Genomic DNA, 15,540 nt, shown 5'->3' with positions numbered 1-15,540 from the left:
GGCCGGTTCATCCCCACGTACGTGGGGAACAGAGTTCGCCCTTGCGTTCGGCCAGCTCCAGCTCCGGTTCATCCCCACGTACGTGGGGAACAGAAACGGTCGAGATCGCCGGGCAAGTTGATTCGCGGTTCATCCCCACGTACGTGGGGAACAGATCCCATGGCTTGGCGAGGATATTGTTTTTGCACGGTTCATCCCCACGTACGTGGGGAACAGACGCTGAAAGCTATCTCCGCCAGCTCCAAGCCCGGTTCATCCCCACGTACGTGGGGAACAGACCACTTCTTCATCCAGGAAGAACAGGCCGACCGGTTCATCCCCACGTACGTGGGGAACAGAGTCCCAGTCCGTCGATCAGCTTGGTCTTTTCCGGTTCATCCCCACGTACGTGGGGAACAGCTCCAACCAGCCCACCAGCGACGCCAGCCGCTCTGGTTCATCCCCACGTACGTGGGGAACAGCTTGAGTTCGGCGACCGCGCGTTCGGTGCGGGCGGTTCATCCCCACGTACGTGGGGAACAGGAGATGTCGAGCGGGGTATCTCGCGCAAACGACGGTTCATCCCCACGTACGTGGGGAACAGGCGTGCCGGGACGTTCGCGGCGCCAGTGAATACGGTTCATCCCCACGTACGTGGGGAACAGACCAAGGCGGACCTCGACCATCCGCCGTTCGACGGTTCATCCCCACGTACGTGGGGAACAGAACCTACGCAACTTTTTCGTCTTGCGTGGCGTCGGTTCATCCCCACGTACGTGGGGAACAGGTGCCAGTGATCGCGGAGAATACCTGCCCCTCCGGTTCATCCCCACGTACGTGGGGAACAGTTTACTTTTTCCCTGTTGCTCTTAATCCAAAACGGTTCATCCCCACGTACGTGGGGAACAGGCAGCGGCACATCGACCGGCATGTCGCCGTGGGCGGTTCATCCCCACGTACGTGGGGAACAGTCGCGGGGTCAGGGCTTTCAGGAGTTCGTTGTCGGTTCATCCCCACGTACGTGGGGAACAGTTCGCGGAACAGCTCATCAATCCGGCTGGCGTCGGTTCATCCCCACGTACGTGGGGAACAGGGAAAGTTCGCGGCCCCGACTTGGTGTCGCGGCGGTTCATCCCCACGTACGTGGGGAACAGCATGCCCGGTTTAGACATTTTCAACGCCAAACCGGTTCATCCCCACGTACGTGGGGAACAGTAATACTGGATAAGCGCCTCGCGGGGATCGGGCGGTTCATCCCCACGTACGTGGGGAACAGCATCATCCCAAATCGTTAACGTGACCGGTTCCCGGTTCATCCCCACGTACGTGGGGAACAGCGGCCCAGGAAAGACCGGCAGCAAAAAGAAGACGGTTCATCCCCACGTACGTGGGGAACAGTGCAGTTCCCTCGCCTTCTGCCAACCCATTTCCGGTTCATCCCCACGTACGTGGGGAACAGATCCCCATCGCCACAGACCCGAGCCGGAGACCCGGTTCATCCCCACGTACGTGGGGAACAGGGATTTCACTGTCTGGTATATTCATGAAATATCGGTTCATCCCCACGTACGTGGGGAACAGTTCCCGCACGCCGGCCCGCCGATCAAAACCACCGGTTCATCCCCACGTACGTGGGGAACAGATGGGGTGGGGCGTCTACGAGCTGGTCCAGGGCGGTTCATCCCCACGTACGTGGGGAACAGCACGGCCTCGCCACCGAATGGCTATGGATGAACGGTTCATCCCCACGTACGTGGGGAACAGACCATTTCTAACCTATTGTTAGGACTGGCAAAAAATACCGGTCGAAATTCTACCGGCGATTCGCCGCTTTGAAAATGAAAAATCCGGGTTGTTAAAGAGCATTATTTCCCTCCCCGTTGGCCGGTTCGGGCGGATAGAAGGACACCAGTTTCAGGCCGTCCAATTCGACCGGCATGCGCCGGTTCTTGCCGAGGGTTACGAAGTCGAAGCCCGATTCCGTATTGGTGGACCATACCATCACCGCGTTGCCGTCTCCGAGGCCGGCTTCGACTTGCGCCCAGAGCATTTCGCGCACGCGCTTCGACAAATCGCCGACGTAGACGCCGGCGCGCACTTCCACCAGCCACACGCCCAAACGGCCGCGCAGCCGGGGCGGAACGTTTTCAACCACGATGACCAGCATCGCCGAGACTCTTGGGGTTGGGGATGGCGGGGCCGACGGCGTCTTCCGGGGTTTCCGGCGGTTCCAGGCCGCCCGCGGCGAGCACGTCTTCGATGGCGGGAATGATCTGCTGCAGGAGCTTGGTTTGCCGGAACACGTCCCGGCAGGCGAGACGGACGGCGCGTTCCGGTTCGCCCGGCTGCTGGGAGGCGATCTTGAAGGCGACCGGCACGACTGTGTCGAATTTGAAGAGGTCGGCGATGTCGTAGACGAATGACAAGGGTTTTCCGGTGTGAATGAAACCCACCGCCGGCGCGTAACCCGCCGCCAGCACCGCCGCTTCGGTGATGCCGTAAAGACAGGCGGTGGCGGAACTGACGCAACGGTTGGGAAGATCGCCCGAGCCCCATTCGTCGGCGTCGTAGTTGCGGTGCTTCCAGGTGACGCCATAGCGCTTGGCGAGCAGTTCGTACAGCTTTCGGACCCGCGCCCCCTCGATGCCGCGGAGTTGCTGGACGCTGCGCCGCTCCGGCGGCTTTTCCTTGAAGCGAATCTTGTACATCTTGCGCACCACCTTGAGCCGGGCGTCCTCGTCCAGGGCGAGCTTGGCCTGATACAGAAGACGGTCGGAGCGCGCGCCGCCCGGCTGCCCCGAGGCGTAGAGCCGAACCCCGGCTTCGCCCACCCAGACCAGCAAGGTTCCGACCCGCGCCGCCAGCGCCGCCGCCCGGTGCGACACCCGCGTTCCGGGTTCCAGCATGATGCAGGCGATGGAGCCCACCGGAATGTGGGTGCGCACGCCGGTTTTGTCGATCACCACGAACGAGCCGTCGAGCACGTCGATTTCTCCGTATTCGATGAAAATGAGCGAAATGCGCTCTTTCATGGCGATGGGTTTGAGGGGAGGGAGGAGGTCTGTCATGGCGTATCAGCCTCAGTCTTCGCCCGCAGCGGCGAGTACGGCCGCGCGCAGATCGGGGGCGATAAAGTAGCCCTGGGCGCGCAGCACGTCCATCGGTACCGCAACGGTGTCGATATACTCTTGCCGCTTCGCCAGCAGCAGCAAACCGCAGACCCCCACGACCGGCACACCCAACCGCCGCGCGGCACGGCGTCCACGCAATTCGTCCACAAGCAGGTGGGCTTGTAACTGATGCGCAAGCGCCAAGGCGGCGGTTTCACCGGCATCCAGGCGCGGAACCGCAATTCCTTCGGGCCAGGCCGCATCGTCCACCACGTCGAGTTGCCCTCCCTCGACGAATGTTTTTATCGCCTGTGCGTCGGGCCGCCGTGCTTGGGCAAGGCATTCAGCGAATACCGTGGACGGCAACACCGCGCGCGTGAACAATCGAACGGGCAAATCCAAAAGACCGAGTTTGGCGAGCGCGATGAGCGGACCGCTATCAGCGACGAGACACGTCATCCATGTCCGCCAATTCCTGACGCAGGTCTTCCGGCGAATAACGCACCACCGGTATTTCACGCGCCGAACATTCTTCCATGAATTCGGCCAGCGTCATGCCAGCCAGCTTGGCGGCCTCACGGAGCGACAGTGCTTCCTCATCGAACAGTTTCACCGCCAAGGCCACATTCACACCCTCGCGCAACAGGAAGTCATCGAAGGGTACGGCTACGAAGATCGGCTGCCCATGTTTGGTGACGACGGAAAGCTTGCCCGCTTCGGCATCGCGTACCAGTTCGCCGGTCCGGTCGCGCAAATCGCGGATCGTAAAGGTGTGCATGATGTCTTCTCCAAATATGCCCACAAGTAGGGGAACAATTTATCCCAAGCGCCGTACTAACAGCAAACCGCAGCCGAAGGCTTTGGCGGGGCCGATGCCGGAAAACAAAGCGTGCTCTACAAAAGCTATGGGTTCGGTCACGGTCAGTTCGCCCTGAAAATCAAGCGTACTAAATGTGACCGGCTTATCGCCTTTTTTCAAAAAGCGATGTTGTTCATAACCATCAACTTCCAAGGATTCAGTGTCGAGGTGGAATCCATATTTAGCCGCTCGCGCCGCCAGCCACGCTGTACCTGCTCGCTGAATGACTTCGGCTAACGGCGGGCGATCATTCTCGGGCAGGGTTTTCCAGTTCAACGCGCGTTTAGCCTCCATCACCACATCGTGGCGGTGAGTCCGCGCCTTGCCGCCAGTGCGGATTTCGCCTTGCCGCCGCGCCACGATGGGATTGGCGCGCAGACGAAACTCCAACCGGTCGCCGACGGCAAGATTCGGCCGGTATTCGCGGGATTCGAGCATCCAGGCCGAGGATGGGGCGGCAGGCGGCGCCGGTGAAACCAGGTAATACGCAGTTTGGCCGCCGGAAGCGCGGGTGAACAGAAACTCTCTGCGCGCTGTGTCGGGAAACAATCGCCACAGTAACTGATGTTCGCGATAAGGGTTATCCAGTTCGAGCAGGCACTCGCGTGCCTCCCGCCGGCTCAAATCCAATACGGCTTTACTAAAATACCTCACGTGTCCTCCCGCAATGCCTGATACTCCTCGCGCTCGCCGAATTGCCAGCGACTACGATGGATCAGCCGATCCTTGCGCTGTACCGTTTGGAACTTGCCGAAACCGCTCTCGACGCCGTCTTCCCAGTAATAATCCACGCCTTTCTGCCGCCGAATCCTGTGGTCCAGTTCCCCACAAGGCTGGAATTTCGCTTTTGCGAAGGCGTCTTTAAGGCTGTCGGCACTAACCACCTGTGCTTCCAGAGGTAACGCGGGAGGACAGGCTTTGCGTCCAAGATAAAGCGTGAAGCGCGGGCTGATCAGTGCTTCGCGCAGTTCCGCAAGGGAGTGCCGCGCTTCCGCTTTCGCCCATAGGCAGACGGTATGTACGGCATCGGCCAGATAATCGCGGGTGGAAAGAATGGTGTTCAGATCGTCGGCAGCCAGCTCTTCCCGCCGGGTGTTATGAACCGTGTTGCGCCGCGCCGGCGGCACCTGCGCGGTATGGAAATCGCGTAGTAAATGGCCCGGCAGATCGGTGCGCACGGCGAGACCGTAACCGTCATGCAAAGACCGGTGGACTTCGTTTTCCTCCCGCCTGATCCCGAGAGCAGCGCCCAACAAGCCGGCAATGGCGGCTTTACCGGGCCGGTTGTCGGTCGGCCTGAATTCTCCCACCGCCGTATCGCCCCAGGAGGCCAGCGGCGCATACAGGCGAAACAGCAAAAATTCCGGCATCATTCTTACTCCGTGGCGAAGCGGATTAGGTCATTCAAGCTTCCTTCGCCTTGCTCTGCATTGAAGGCGTAGCGAGCCGCGGCGCAGTCGCCATAAACCTTATCCAGCTTTTCCATACGGTCGTTCAGGCGGCCGATAGCCTGGTTGATAAAATCCGGCCCGACCACCGGATCGACGAAAGCCAGGGACAACGAGCGCGGCTGTTGGTCACCTTTTTCAGCCAGCGCATAGGAGGCATAGGCGCGCGAGGCATAGCTGTTTTGTTTGCCGGCGGGAGCGATCTTGCACATGGCTTCGAGGATCGCGGCCAGCGTTTTTTTCGTTAGTCCGTCATCACCTTGCAAATTGTCCCGCAGCAATTCCCGATTGATGCAGGCATAGAGATAGAACACGCCGGCGCCGAAACCGCTTTCACCCATGTGTCCCGCGCCCATGTTGGCGCGGTTCAAATCATCGACGGCAGTAAAGAAATCATCTTCTTCCTGCACCTTGTGGACGGTGATGGCGTGGGCGATCTGGGCGGCGGCCTCGGTGTTGAAGTCCGGTGAACTCGCCAACATGCGGCCAAACAGGGCGATATCGGCGGCCCGGTGTTCGTGGCGCAGCAGCTTCAACTGTTCCTCCGTCGGCGCGGAGCCTTGAGCGGCCAGGGTTTGCACCAGGCTATCGATGGCGGCTTGTTCTTCCGGGCTGAAATGAGCCAGCTGTTCGATGTCCAGTTCCGCCAGTTTGTCGGTGGTTTTCTTCAACGCGCCGAACCGGCCGGCAATGGCTTTGGCCCACTCCTTGGCGTCTTTTTCCGCCACGCCCCGCGCCGTCAGATCGCGATAGATCTTTCGGCCCATTTCCTTGGTGCGCACCCCCACATGCCCTTCCAGGGTTTGCGCGAATAATTCCGAACTGCGCCAGGCGCGCTTGAGGCTTTGGGAGGAAATCCGCAGGCGTTTGACACCGCCGACAATGGCGGATTTCGGGCGGCTTAAATCGTCCCGGTTCAGATTGGAAGGCGGATAGGACGTTAACAGGTGCAATTGCAGAAAACGATGCATGGGGGATTTCCTTCTTGTTGTTGGCTACAGATTAGGATTGTGAGGCGTTCTTGGCGGCCTGGGCGAAATAGGCGTAGGCCCATTCCTTACGGATTGAGTCGTTCCAGTCGTAGAGGCTCCGCGCCAAATCCCGGACATTGGCGGTTTTGTCCAGGAGGCCCAAGACGCGGCGCATGAGCGGATAAAGCTCGTCCAGGGTTTGCGCTTCCAACAGACGGCGGAAGCGCGCGGCGCTGACCGCGGGCTTGGCGTCACCGGTCGCCATGGCTTGCGGCAATTTTTGTGCGTCGTTCGCGCGGACATGGGCCAACAGCCCCACGATAGCGGCCAAACCTTCACGCCCACATGGGTCAAGCCCGACCTGTTCCTCCAAAGGCTGGGCGATGGTGTAGAAAGCCGGACAGAGCAGAACTTCCGTGATCGTGGCGCATCGGGACAATGCCGCCCGCTCGCCTTTGTTATTCTCCAGTTGTTCCCACCACCGATATAACGTTTCGCTGGCGGGTTGCTTCGGCTCGAACGGATTCTTCATGGCGTGTTCCCCTTTTCCATGTCTTCGTTCCCCTCGTCTTTGGGCTGGATTTTGGGCAATTCGAGCGTTTCGGCGCGCAGCTTCTTGCCATTCAGCTTCTTCTGCAATTCGATGTGGGCCAAAGCGATACGCTCGGCGTTTTCATGTTCCCAGGCGCCGGCATGGGCGTGATAATCAAACGAGTGCCGGGTGTGGTCGCGCAAATCACGATACCAGCGTAAAGCCAAGTCCTGGCGCTGTTCGAGTGCCAGCCCGGTGCTCCGGCAAGCCGCGGCCGCCTGCTGCAACAGCCTGTAAAAACCAGCTTCGGTGTCATGCCAGAACGCTACGTCGAGATAAGCCAGCTTGGTGGTATCGACTTTTTCTTCGGGGCCGAACCAGGCCTGGCGCAAAGCCGTGCGCAGATAGACCGCGCACAATTCCGCCGCTCCGATCAAGCGCCGCGTGAAATCATGAAACGCCTCTCGCCAGATGTCCGGTATGGCGTGCAAGGGCATGACCGATTCGTACCAGCAGCGCGGCTTCATATTGTCCATGTCGTAACCGAACGTCCACAGTTGCACGGTGTCGCCGGTTTCGGCACGTTTTCCGAACTGGGACACCACTCTGGCCGCTTCTCCGTTGGTGTCGGCTCCGGTCGCCGCCAATCCCGGCCAATGCCGGTAAGTCATGCCGCCGGGCTGGGCGTGCAAAGGCAACGGCTGTTTGTCCTTGTCGTAGTAATAGGGACTTAACGGATGTTTCCAGCCGACGTAATTCGCTCCATAGTTCTTGGTGACGTACTGGGTGACCAGCGTTTCGTGGGGCTCGCCCGACAGACTGCATAGGCCGCTTTCGGTGTGCTGGAAATCCAGGCGGATGCGACGTGGCGTGGCCCAGTAAGCGTGGGCCGGATGAGTATTGGCCGGGGCATAGACATAGCCCGACTTCGCGTCGCTGGTTTTGATTGGCCCGGCCCAGGGAAACAGAGCTTCCGGCGTATTTGGCCCTGACCAGTCGTTCAGGAAATCCGGCTGCGGCAGCACGTTCCACCACAGCAGTTCCCACAGCGAGAGAGGCCGATTATCGTGTTTTGCTGGCATGACCAAGGTAGTCAATGGCCCGCCGCCGCGCAGGGATGTGCGGTGCCCAACACCACCGCTGGGTGCGTTGGTTTGTAGGGTGAGCAAAGCCATCGCCGCACAGGCTGGACTGAGGCCATTGATATAACCGCGTTTGACGAAATGATCGGTGTTGTCGCGTTCGGCCTTGGCGCCGGGCGCATCGATGAGCAGGGCGCCGATAGGCTTGGGCTCGCCTTCGACAAGGTCGTAATCCTGCATGAACCGAACCCCATCCCCTGCCAACTCAAAATATGGCGCATAAGAAACGAAATGCTCTTGCAAGATTTCGGGCGTGGGCGGCGACTCGCACCGATCCCGCCAAGCTTCTTCATCTTCCGGAGGGCTGAGGGTTTGCAGGAGCCCTATGAGGAATTGCGCCAGAGCGGCGTTGAAATCCAGGCGCGGCGCATCAAGCCGGACAATGGGATCGTCATCCAGACCTTGCGTGAGTTCATAGGGCGCAATAACCGCTGCCAAGCCGCTGGCGCGGCGTACCGGCAACCAGCGATCTGTAATCAGATTTAGCATGAGAGATTCCCCTTATCCGATCAGCAGTTTGGAAGCCAGCATCAGACTCACACCCAAAGCCAGGATTAACGCGAGCAGGGTCATGGCAAACAGACCGGGCAAGCGTTGACTGACTGTCGTCGACTGAAACCAAGCGATGATCTGTAACAGTTCTCTCACAATGTGTCTCCTGGCTCGTATGGAGTCAGGAATCATAGAGGCACTTAAATGAAATCTCAAGGGGTGATTACTCAGGTAAGTACGCGACCAGAGAATTCGTATAAAATAGACTTGGTCCCCACACTCAAGTAAGCCACTGGGAGGAAATCGCCCCCACCTATTTGCAGTGGGGATGAACCGGGGTGATTACTCGGTTATGTGACGTTCCCCACGCCCGTGGGGAAGGCGACGGGCTACAAAAGCCCGTCGCCTTTATCTATCAGCTATCGATCGGCGAAGACAAGCACTAAGGCTCAACGCTCAGCCCGGACCGTTCGGAATAACTGACCTTAACTCGCCGTTTCTTTCCATTCAAAGCATCACAACGCCAGGCACCGTCGGCTTCAATCAGCGGCAACAACACCGACCAGCGTCCCTTGCCGGGCAAGGATGGCTTGAGTTTCTCAAGCTCATTTCGAAGCGCCGCATCTTCGATCACGGCATCCATCACTAGCGCCTGGCGCACCCGTACTTCGCTCAAATGCCAGCCATCCTCGCCTTCGTGCCAAGGCAAGAGCTGTCCCTCCCGCCAGCGAGCAAGGCGCAATGTGTGGGTTTCCTCGCCTAACCGGGTCAGTGCAATGCGGTCTTCCCACCAGGTTTCCTCGTCCGCCTGATAGCCTGCATCCAGGCGAATCGCATGGTGTTTGACGGCGGATTGTTGCACCAACCGGCCTGCTTCGGCATCGAAATGCTTGCCCAACAAGGCACCCGGCATTGCTTGATCCGCTTCGGGGCCATAAACGCCTTCGATCAAAGCACGGGCATCCTCCGGCATTCGGAATCCTTGTTGGTCGGCCAATCGCTTGGCCGTCAGCCATAACTGACCGTGGTTGGGATAAACCGCCGCGCCCTTGGGGAAAAAGCCCTGGTACCAATCCTCGCCAACCTCGCTGTCGGGCAAGGGGCCGAAAACGATAAGCTGCGCTCCGCCGCGCCGATCCGGCTGACGGGCGGGTAAAAGGTTGCCTTGCTCGTCACGCGCATGGCGTTGCAAACGCCCGGCCCGCTGAATGAGCAAGTCTATGGGCGCGAGATCGGAGACCAGCAGATCGAAATCCACATCCAGAGATTGCTCCACCACCTGGGTGGCAATGACCAATTGTCCCGCCCGCTCCGTTGGACCGGAGTCTTTGCCAAAACGCTGGAGCATAGCGTCTTCAATGCATATCCGGTCGCCCGTGGTGAAGCGGGCATGAAAAAGATGGACGCGCGCAGGATCGAAGCGCTCGTCGTCCAGAACGCGGGCATGGGTTTCCAATGCGTCGGCCACCGTGTTGCGTATCCAGCAGGCGCAACCGCCGGCGGCGAGCGTCTCGTGCAGCGCCGCCCAAACCGATGCTTCCTCGGCCTGAAGTTCAACCCGCACCGAGCGCGCCACCTCGGGGCGAGTGCCCAACGGTATTTCGTTAGGTTTGATTGGGGAGTCGCTTATCTGCGTCAGCAGTGGATAAGCATCGGACTGTAAAGACTGAATACCCGCGCCCAGTCCACGCCGAAAGGCATCGGCCAATTGCTGTCGGCTTGCCAACGGCAAGGTGGCTGAAAGCAGAATCGCACTGCCGCCGGCACGGGCCTGCAACGTGAGAAGCTGATTCAGCAAACCCAACATGTAGGCGTCGCAGGCATGGACTTCATCCACGATCAGCAATTTGCCGAATAAACCCAGCACTCGTAGCGACTGATGCTTGCTGTGCAATACCGCCAGCAGGGCTTGGTCGACAGTGCCCACGCCGACATGGGCCAGCAAGGCTTTTTTCCGATTATCGGCAAACCAGGCATTGCAGCGGGCGGAGGCCGATTCATCGGTAGCGTTGAGGCGCTCATCTTCGACCGCATGCTCAAAAGGAAGAATCGAGGATTGAAAGCCGTCGGATAAGTGTGCCGCACCATGCGCCAATACCAGCGAAGGCTTTGCCGTTGCAGCGAACAAACGGTTGTAAACCGGTGCAATGCGCACATACATGGCATTGGAGGTCGCCATGGTCGGCAGTGCGAAATACACGCTATCGGCCAGGCCCGCCGCCATCAGACGCTGCGAGAGAATGACGGCGGCCTCGGTTTTGCCTGCCCCAGTTACATCTTCCAATACAAACAATTGCGGCCCCGACGCTAGCGGCACCCGGTCCGCTTCCATTTGCAAAGGCGTCAGGCCGGTTTTCAGGAACTCGAACAAGGTTTCCGGCTGCTGCGACGGTGCTACGGCAATCGGCAATAGATCAGTCGCCGCTACCGCTGATTCTGCCTGGTTTAGCGTGGAATCCCAGTATTTCTCCAGAGGCCATTCGTCCGAACGGTAGGGAAAGAAATCCTGGTTCGATCCCAACCAGTCCGCCAGCACCGCAAGACCCGCCAGCCACCACGAAAGCGCCCGGCTGGCTTTGGCGAAGGTTTTTGGATCGAGCGTGCTTAGAGCTTTTTCTAGGTGTTCCGTCAAGAATAGATGCCGAACGTCTTCGGCGAATTCGGCGGCGGCAAGCCGATCCTCGGCAAAGAAATGATCGGTCAAAATAAACCCCTGTCCGACCGATTTGGCCAGTATAGGTGGCTTGCCGTGATGCCCCATGACTGCCGAAGCCCAGTATTCCAGCGTGTGATTGGAGAACGTGGCAAAAGCGGAAAGTGGCTGCAATTGGGGCCAGAGACATTGTTGCCAGTAGGCAAAGCCTAAGGAATCGTGGCGAACTGTGTAATTATTCGAGCTGGTCTTGCTTTGCAATCTTTTCAGTATATCCGGCCGTTGTCCTTGGAATCTCTCGCTGAACTTGCCGAGATCATGCAGCGCTAAGAAAAAACCGAACAGAGCAACAAGGATTGTTTCGTCCAAGCCCAGAAAATTGGCCAAAAATGATCGTAAGCGATGCGTCCGACGCAGAAAAGTCACACCTACCGCCGCCACATCCAGACTGTGATACGGCAAGAGGTGGTAAGGTGTCCCGCCTTCTCCTTCTTTACGGGCTTTTCCCCAATATCTCCAAAACCTCTTCTCCATTTCTTATCCCCCATTAACCAAAAACTAGCAAAATCGCTTCGTACTTTTCTTCTAACAACGCTTTCCCAATAACCGCCGCGCCAGCAAGATCTGCATGTCGCGCCGTCCGTCCGCGATCAGCATGACATAGACGGTATCGTCGATGGTTCGATAAACGATTCGGTAAGGCTTGAAGAATAATTCGCGGTATTCATGAATGCCGAGGGCCGATAGCTCTCTCGGGTAGACGCCCTGCTTGGGAAATTCCGCGAGGCTATCGAAAACATGCTGGATTTCGTCCAGCACGTGAGCGGCGCGTCCGGTGAATCCTGTGTGCAAATGTAGTCGAACGGATCTTCGAGGTCATCGGCGGCATCAGCGGTCAAAAGAACGCGATGAACCATCACTCTCGTCCCTTGTTGCGTAATCGGCCGATAACATCGGCCGGTTCCTGCACGTTGCCGGCTTCGATCTGCCGGGTTCCGAGCGCCAAAATTTTCAGCAGCGCCAATGTTTCCTGCGTTTCCTCATAGGTTTTGACGTCCTGGATAACCGGCTTGGCTTCGCCGTTCTGGGTAATTACCAGGGGTTCGCGTTCTTCGGTGAGTTGGCGTATGACCTCGGCGGCGTGGGCCTTGAGATGGCTAATGGGCTTGATCTGTTTGGAATATTTCATTGGTGGGTTCCGGATTAAAGCAGTTTCCATTCGTACGTAAGGATTGATTGCAAATGGGCTTAGTGTGGGAGCGGGCTTTAGCCTGCGATCAGGCGATTATCGCGGGCTAAAGCCCGCTCCCACGAGCCGTAAACCACTCCGACAGCCGCTCTAAAGAGGAGGACTGGATTTAGTCTTAATTTGGTTCCTTATCAATCCGAAGCGGAGTGGCGTATAGGGTTCCAACTGCCGCTACATCGATGCAGTGATATGGCAAAAGGTGATAATTCGCCCGATCACCGGATTCGCGTCGAATTACTGCCCAATATTTCCAATAAGCACGATCAGCGGCCATCTCTTATCTCCCATGCAATGTAAACCTTATAGCATGGGTAGTGGCTCACTAGGTGAGCCTGTGCGGATGCCTGTATGTCAGAAAAGGCTGAAATTTTTGTAAGCGAATGCTTACGTCATGTATCGGAACGAGACTCTGGGGCGGGGGTTTGGGAGGTGAGTGTTTGAAATACCGATGGGATGTCGGTTTGCTCACTTGGTTTATGGACGAGTCGCCCTCACCCGGCCTGCCGGCCACCCTCTCCGAGAGAGAAGAGGGTTTCTACACAAATCGTCATCTCGGCATTGCGAACGATGCGCTTCACTGCGTTCAGCACATCCTACGAGCTCTGATTAAGTCCTTCGACAGGCTCAGGACGAACGGTAACGTATTGATTCCGTTCGTGGTGAGCTTGTCGAGCCATGAACGGAATCCACTTGTTCATAGCTTCCTTTACTTGGGCGATCGCATAGACCGGTATGCTCAGCCATTCAACCCGCCCAGTGTTTCCTTCAGCGCGTCCTCCACCTGTTCCAGCCAGATGAATTGCAGTTTCTCCTTTGCTTCGGCGGGGATTTCCTCCAGTTCCTTTTGATTGCGGGCCGGCAGGAGGACACGGGTGATGCCGGCGGCGAGGGCGGCGAGCACCTTTTCTTTGATGCCGCCGACCGGCAGGACCAGGCCGCGCAGGCTGATTTCGCCGGTCATGGCGGTGTCGTTGCGGACCGCCTTTTGGGTGAGCAGGGAGACTAGGGCGACGAAGATGGCGACCCCGGCGCTGGGGCCGTCTTTGGGCGTGGCTCCCGCAGGGACGTGGATGTGGATGTCGCTTTTTTCGAATACTTCGGGCTGGATGCCGAGATCGGCGCAGCGGGCCTTGGCAAGACTCAGGGCGGCTTGGGCGCTTTCCTTCATGACATCGCCCAGTTGTCCGGTCAGCGTCAGTTTGCCGGTGCCGGGAGCGCGGCTGGCTTCGATGAAGAGAATGTCGCCGCCCACTGGGGTCCAGGCGAGGCCGGTGGCGACGCCGGGCACGCTGGTGCGCATCGCGACTTCGCTTTCGAAGCGCCGCGGGCCCAGAATAGTCGGCAGAAGCTCGGGGGTCACCGTCAGGCGCTCGATTTCGCCTTCGGCGATGCGGACGGCGGCATGGCGGAACACGGCGCCGATTTCCCGTTCCAGGTTTCTTACGCCGGCTTCGCGGGTATAGTCGCGGATGATGGCGGTGAGCGCCTCGTCGGTGATCTCGCATTGATCGGGGTCCAGGCCGCAAGCTTCGGCCTGCTTGGAAACGAGATAACGCCGGGCGATCTGAAGCTTTTCTTCGGTCGTGTAGCCGGGCAGGTGGATCACTTCCATGCGGTCGCGCAAGGGACCGGGAATCGTGTCGAGCATGTTCGCCGTGCTGATGAACATGACGTGGCTGAGGTCGAACGGAACCGCGAGATAGTTGTCGCGGAAGGTGCTGTTCTGCTCGGGATCGAGCACTTCCAGCAGGGCCGCGGACGGATCTCCGTGGAAGCTGGCGCCGAGCTTGTCGATTTCGTCCAGCATCATGATGCAATTGCGCGCGCCGGCCTTGCGGATGGCCTGGATGATGTTGCCGGGCAAGGCGCCGATATAGGTTCGCCTGTGTCCCCGGATTTCGGCCTCGTCGTGAACCCCGCCCAGGCTGACCCGTACGAATTTGCGGCCGGTGGCCCGGGCGATGCTTTGCCCCAGTGAGGTCTTGCCGACGCCCGGCGGCCCGACGAAACAGAGGATCGGGCTTTTTCCCGCAGGATTCAGTTTGCGTACCGCGAGATATTCGAGAATCCGCTTTTTGATTTTTTCGAGGCCGTAGTGATCTTCATCCAGGACCTGCCGCGCCTCGGCGACATCCAGGCGGTCCTCGGTCTCCACCGACCAGGGCAGTTCGACCAGCCATTCCAGATAGCTGCGCACCATGGAGTGCTCGGCGCTCGCCTCGGGCATCCGTTCCAGCCGCTTCAGCTCCTTCATCGCCTGATTTTCGGCCTCTTCGGGCATTTTCGCCTTGGCAATGGCTTCGTACAGTTCGCCGATTTCCTCGGTGCGTTCGTCGGTTTCGCCCAGTTGCTTTTGAATCGTCTTGAGCTGTTCGCGAAGCAGGAATTCGCGCTGGCGCTCATCCATGGTTTGTTTGGTCTGGTCGCTGATTTCCTTGGAGATGCGGAGGACCTGAATGCGATGGCGAAGAAGGTTCGAGATTTTGTCGAGCCGTGTCTGAGCGTCGAACGTCTCGAGGATTTCCTGCTTTTCGGCGATCGCCAAATCCATGAACGAAGCCACCAGGTCGGCCAGCGTGTGTGCCGAGGATACCTGTTGAACGGCGTTCAACAATTCCGGTGGTGCCTGAGGGAGCAGCGCCAGTACTTCGGCCACTTGGTTCTTCAATTGCAACAGGCGGGCCTCGATGGCGGGCGTTTCGATCTCTTGTTCCTTGATCGGCTCGATGCGGGCTGCGAGAAACGGATACCCTTCCAGGAATTCGAGGATACGAAAGCGTTGCTCGCCCTGGCAGACGATGTTGTGCGAGCCTTCCGGCCCGGTCACGTAGCGCAGGATGGCGGCCTGGGTGCCGACCGTATAAAGTTCGTCCGGCTCGGGTACGTCTACTTTGGGGTCCCGCTGCAGCAGGATTCCGACCGAGGTGTCCCGGCGAAGCGCATACTGGGCCGCGGCAATGGAGGGTTCCCGCCCGACGCTGATGGGAACGATGACGCCCGGGAAAAGCACGATATTCCGCACCGGAATGATCGCGATGGTATCCGGAGGTAGGATTACAGCGGACTCGGAGTGTTTGTCTGATCGTTGTTCGGTTTTCATGGCGG

Annotated in this window: 14 protein-coding genes and 1 CRISPR repeat array (1 of these 15 running past the window's edge); all 14 genes read right to left on the bottom strand. The window is 58.8% G+C overall.

Annotated elements, in window-relative coordinates; translation table 11 throughout:
* Window positions 1-1,743: a CRISPR direct-repeat array (repeat unit 29 nt; unit sequence CGGTTCATCCCCACGTACGTGGGGAACAG); it reaches 4,272 nt to the left of the window's first position.
* A 91-nt stretch (window positions 1,744-1,834) separates the two neighbouring features.
* The 14 genes from cas2e to lon all read right to left on the bottom strand — a co-directional run bounded on the left by cas2e (window position 1,835) and on the right by lon (window position 15,535).
* Complete coding sequence (gene cas2e / locus ACR2R1_RS12245) at window positions 1,835-2,146, bottom strand: type I-E CRISPR-associated endoribonuclease Cas2e (protein ID WP_086135102.1); 312 nt, start codon at window positions 2,144-2,146, stop codon at window positions 1,835-1,837.
* Window positions 2,127-3,047: a type I-E CRISPR-associated endonuclease Cas1e gene (gene cas1e, locus ACR2R1_RS12240; protein WP_434110254.1), complete on the bottom strand. Its 921-nt coding sequence runs from the start codon at window positions 3,045-3,047 to the stop codon at window positions 2,127-2,129. The genes cas2e and cas1e overlap by 20 nt, the downstream gene beginning before the upstream one ends.
* A gap of 12 nt (window positions 3,048-3,059) precedes the next feature.
* Window positions 3,060-3,548 (bottom strand): DUF3368 domain-containing protein, encoded by a 489-nt coding sequence (locus tag ACR2R1_RS12235; protein ID WP_434110252.1) that lies wholly within the window; start codon window positions 3,546-3,548, stop codon window positions 3,060-3,062.
* Window positions 3,529-3,867 (bottom strand): type II toxin-antitoxin system prevent-host-death family antitoxin, encoded by a 339-nt coding sequence (locus ACR2R1_RS12230; protein ID WP_086135105.1) that lies wholly within the window; start codon window positions 3,865-3,867, stop codon window positions 3,529-3,531. Before ACR2R1_RS12230 ends, ACR2R1_RS12235 begins: the two co-directional genes overlap by 20 nt.
* Before the next feature lie 39 nt (window positions 3,868-3,906).
* Window positions 3,907-4,602, bottom strand: a complete 696-nt coding sequence (gene cas6e, locus ACR2R1_RS12225) for a type I-E CRISPR-associated protein Cas6/Cse3/CasE (protein WP_168183878.1) — start codon at window positions 4,600-4,602, stop codon at window positions 3,907-3,909.
* The gene (gene cas5e, locus ACR2R1_RS12220) at window positions 4,599-5,321 is read right to left on the bottom strand and encodes a type I-E CRISPR-associated protein Cas5/CasD (protein ID WP_086135107.1); all 723 of its coding nucleotides are present in this window, start codon (window positions 5,319-5,321) and stop codon (window positions 4,599-4,601) included. Before cas5e ends, cas6e begins: the two co-directional genes overlap by 4 nt.
* A gap of 2 nt (window positions 5,322-5,323) precedes the next feature.
* Window positions 5,324-6,367, bottom strand: coding sequence for a type I-E CRISPR-associated protein Cas7/Cse4/CasC (cas7e, locus tag ACR2R1_RS12215; RefSeq protein ID WP_086135108.1), 1,044 nt, complete (start codon window positions 6,365-6,367; stop codon window positions 5,324-5,326).
* A gap of 31 nt (window positions 6,368-6,398) precedes the next feature.
* Complete coding sequence (gene casB, locus ACR2R1_RS12210; protein WP_086135109.1) at window positions 6,399-6,899, bottom strand: type I-E CRISPR-associated protein Cse2/CasB; 501 nt, start codon at window positions 6,897-6,899, stop codon at window positions 6,399-6,401.
* The gene (gene casA / locus ACR2R1_RS12205; protein ID WP_086135110.1) at window positions 6,896-8,530 is read right to left on the bottom strand and encodes a type I-E CRISPR-associated protein Cse1/CasA; all 1,635 of its coding nucleotides are present in this window, start codon (window positions 8,528-8,530) and stop codon (window positions 6,896-6,898) included. The genes casB and casA overlap by 4 nt, the downstream gene beginning before the upstream one ends.
* A 12-nt stretch (window positions 8,531-8,542) precedes the next feature.
* A complete protein-coding gene (locus tag ACR2R1_RS12200) occupies window positions 8,543-8,689 on the bottom strand; it encodes a hypothetical protein (protein WP_168183879.1) in 147 nt (48 codons plus the stop codon).
* Between the two features lie 286 nt (window positions 8,690-8,975).
* A complete protein-coding gene (locus ACR2R1_RS12195) occupies window positions 8,976-11,720 on the bottom strand; it encodes a CRISPR-associated helicase/endonuclease Cas3 (RefSeq protein ID WP_086135111.1) in 2,745 nt (914 codons plus the stop codon).
* Between the two features lie 51 nt (window positions 11,721-11,771).
* Entirely contained in the window at window positions 11,772-12,038 is a 267-nt protein-coding gene (locus ACR2R1_RS12190; protein WP_205781130.1) for a type II toxin-antitoxin system RelE/ParE family toxin, read from the bottom strand.
* A 64-nt stretch (window positions 12,039-12,102) separates the two neighbouring features.
* Window positions 12,103-12,375 carry a type II toxin-antitoxin system Phd/YefM family antitoxin gene (locus tag ACR2R1_RS12185; protein WP_086135112.1) on the bottom strand — a complete coding sequence of 91 codons (273 nt, stop codon included), beginning with the start codon at window positions 12,373-12,375 and terminating at the stop codon, window positions 12,103-12,105.
* A gap of 796 nt (window positions 12,376-13,171) precedes the next feature.
* A complete protein-coding gene (lon, locus tag ACR2R1_RS12180; RefSeq protein WP_434110247.1) occupies window positions 13,172-15,535 on the bottom strand; it encodes an endopeptidase La in 2,364 nt (787 codons plus the stop codon).
* Window positions 15,536-15,540: the final 5 nt, after the last annotated feature.

It is taken from the genome of Methylocaldum sp. GT1TLB (assembly GCF_051027445.1).
Taxonomy (GTDB): Bacteria; Pseudomonadota; Gammaproteobacteria; order Methylococcales; family Methylococcaceae; genus Methylocaldum.
Note: the sequence above shows the minus strand (reverse complement) of the source record. Positions and strands in the feature narration are given on the sequence as shown.

Coding starts and splice junctions, on each gene's coding strand:
- cas2e (WP_086135102.1), bottom strand. CDS start 2,146: ATGCTGGTCATCGTGGTTGAAAACGTTCCGCCCCGGCTGCGCGGCCGT.
- cas1e (WP_434110254.1), bottom strand. CDS start 3,047: ATGACAGACCTCCTCCCTCCCCTCAAACCCATCGCCATGAAAGAGCGC.
- ACR2R1_RS12235 (WP_434110252.1), bottom strand. CDS start 3,548: ATGACGTGTCTCGTCGCTGATAGCGGTCCGCTCATCGCGCTCGCCAAA.
- ACR2R1_RS12230 (WP_086135105.1), bottom strand. CDS start 3,867: ATGCACACCTTTACGATCCGCGATTTGCGCGACCGGACCGGCGAACTG.
- cas5e (WP_086135107.1), bottom strand. CDS start 5,321: ATGATGCCGGAATTTTTGCTGTTTCGCCTGTATGCGCCGCTGGCCTCC.
- cas7e (WP_086135108.1), bottom strand. CDS start 6,367: ATGCATCGTTTTCTGCAATTGCACCTGTTAACGTCCTATCCGCCTTCC.
- casB (WP_086135109.1), bottom strand. CDS start 6,899: ATGAAGAATCCGTTCGAGCCGAAGCAACCCGCCAGCGAAACGTTATAT.
- casA (WP_086135110.1), bottom strand. CDS start 8,530: ATGCTAAATCTGATTACAGATCGCTGGTTGCCGGTACGCCGCGCCAGC.
- ACR2R1_RS12195 (WP_086135111.1), bottom strand. CDS start 11,720: ATGGAGAAGAGGTTTTGGAGATATTGGGGAAAAGCCCGTAAAGAAGGA.
- ACR2R1_RS12185 (WP_086135112.1), bottom strand. CDS start 12,375: ATGAAATATTCCAAACAGATCAAGCCCATTAGCCATCTCAAGGCCCAC.
- lon (WP_434110247.1), bottom strand. CDS start 15,535: ATGAAAACCGAACAACGATCAGACAAACACTCCGAGTCCGCTGTAATC.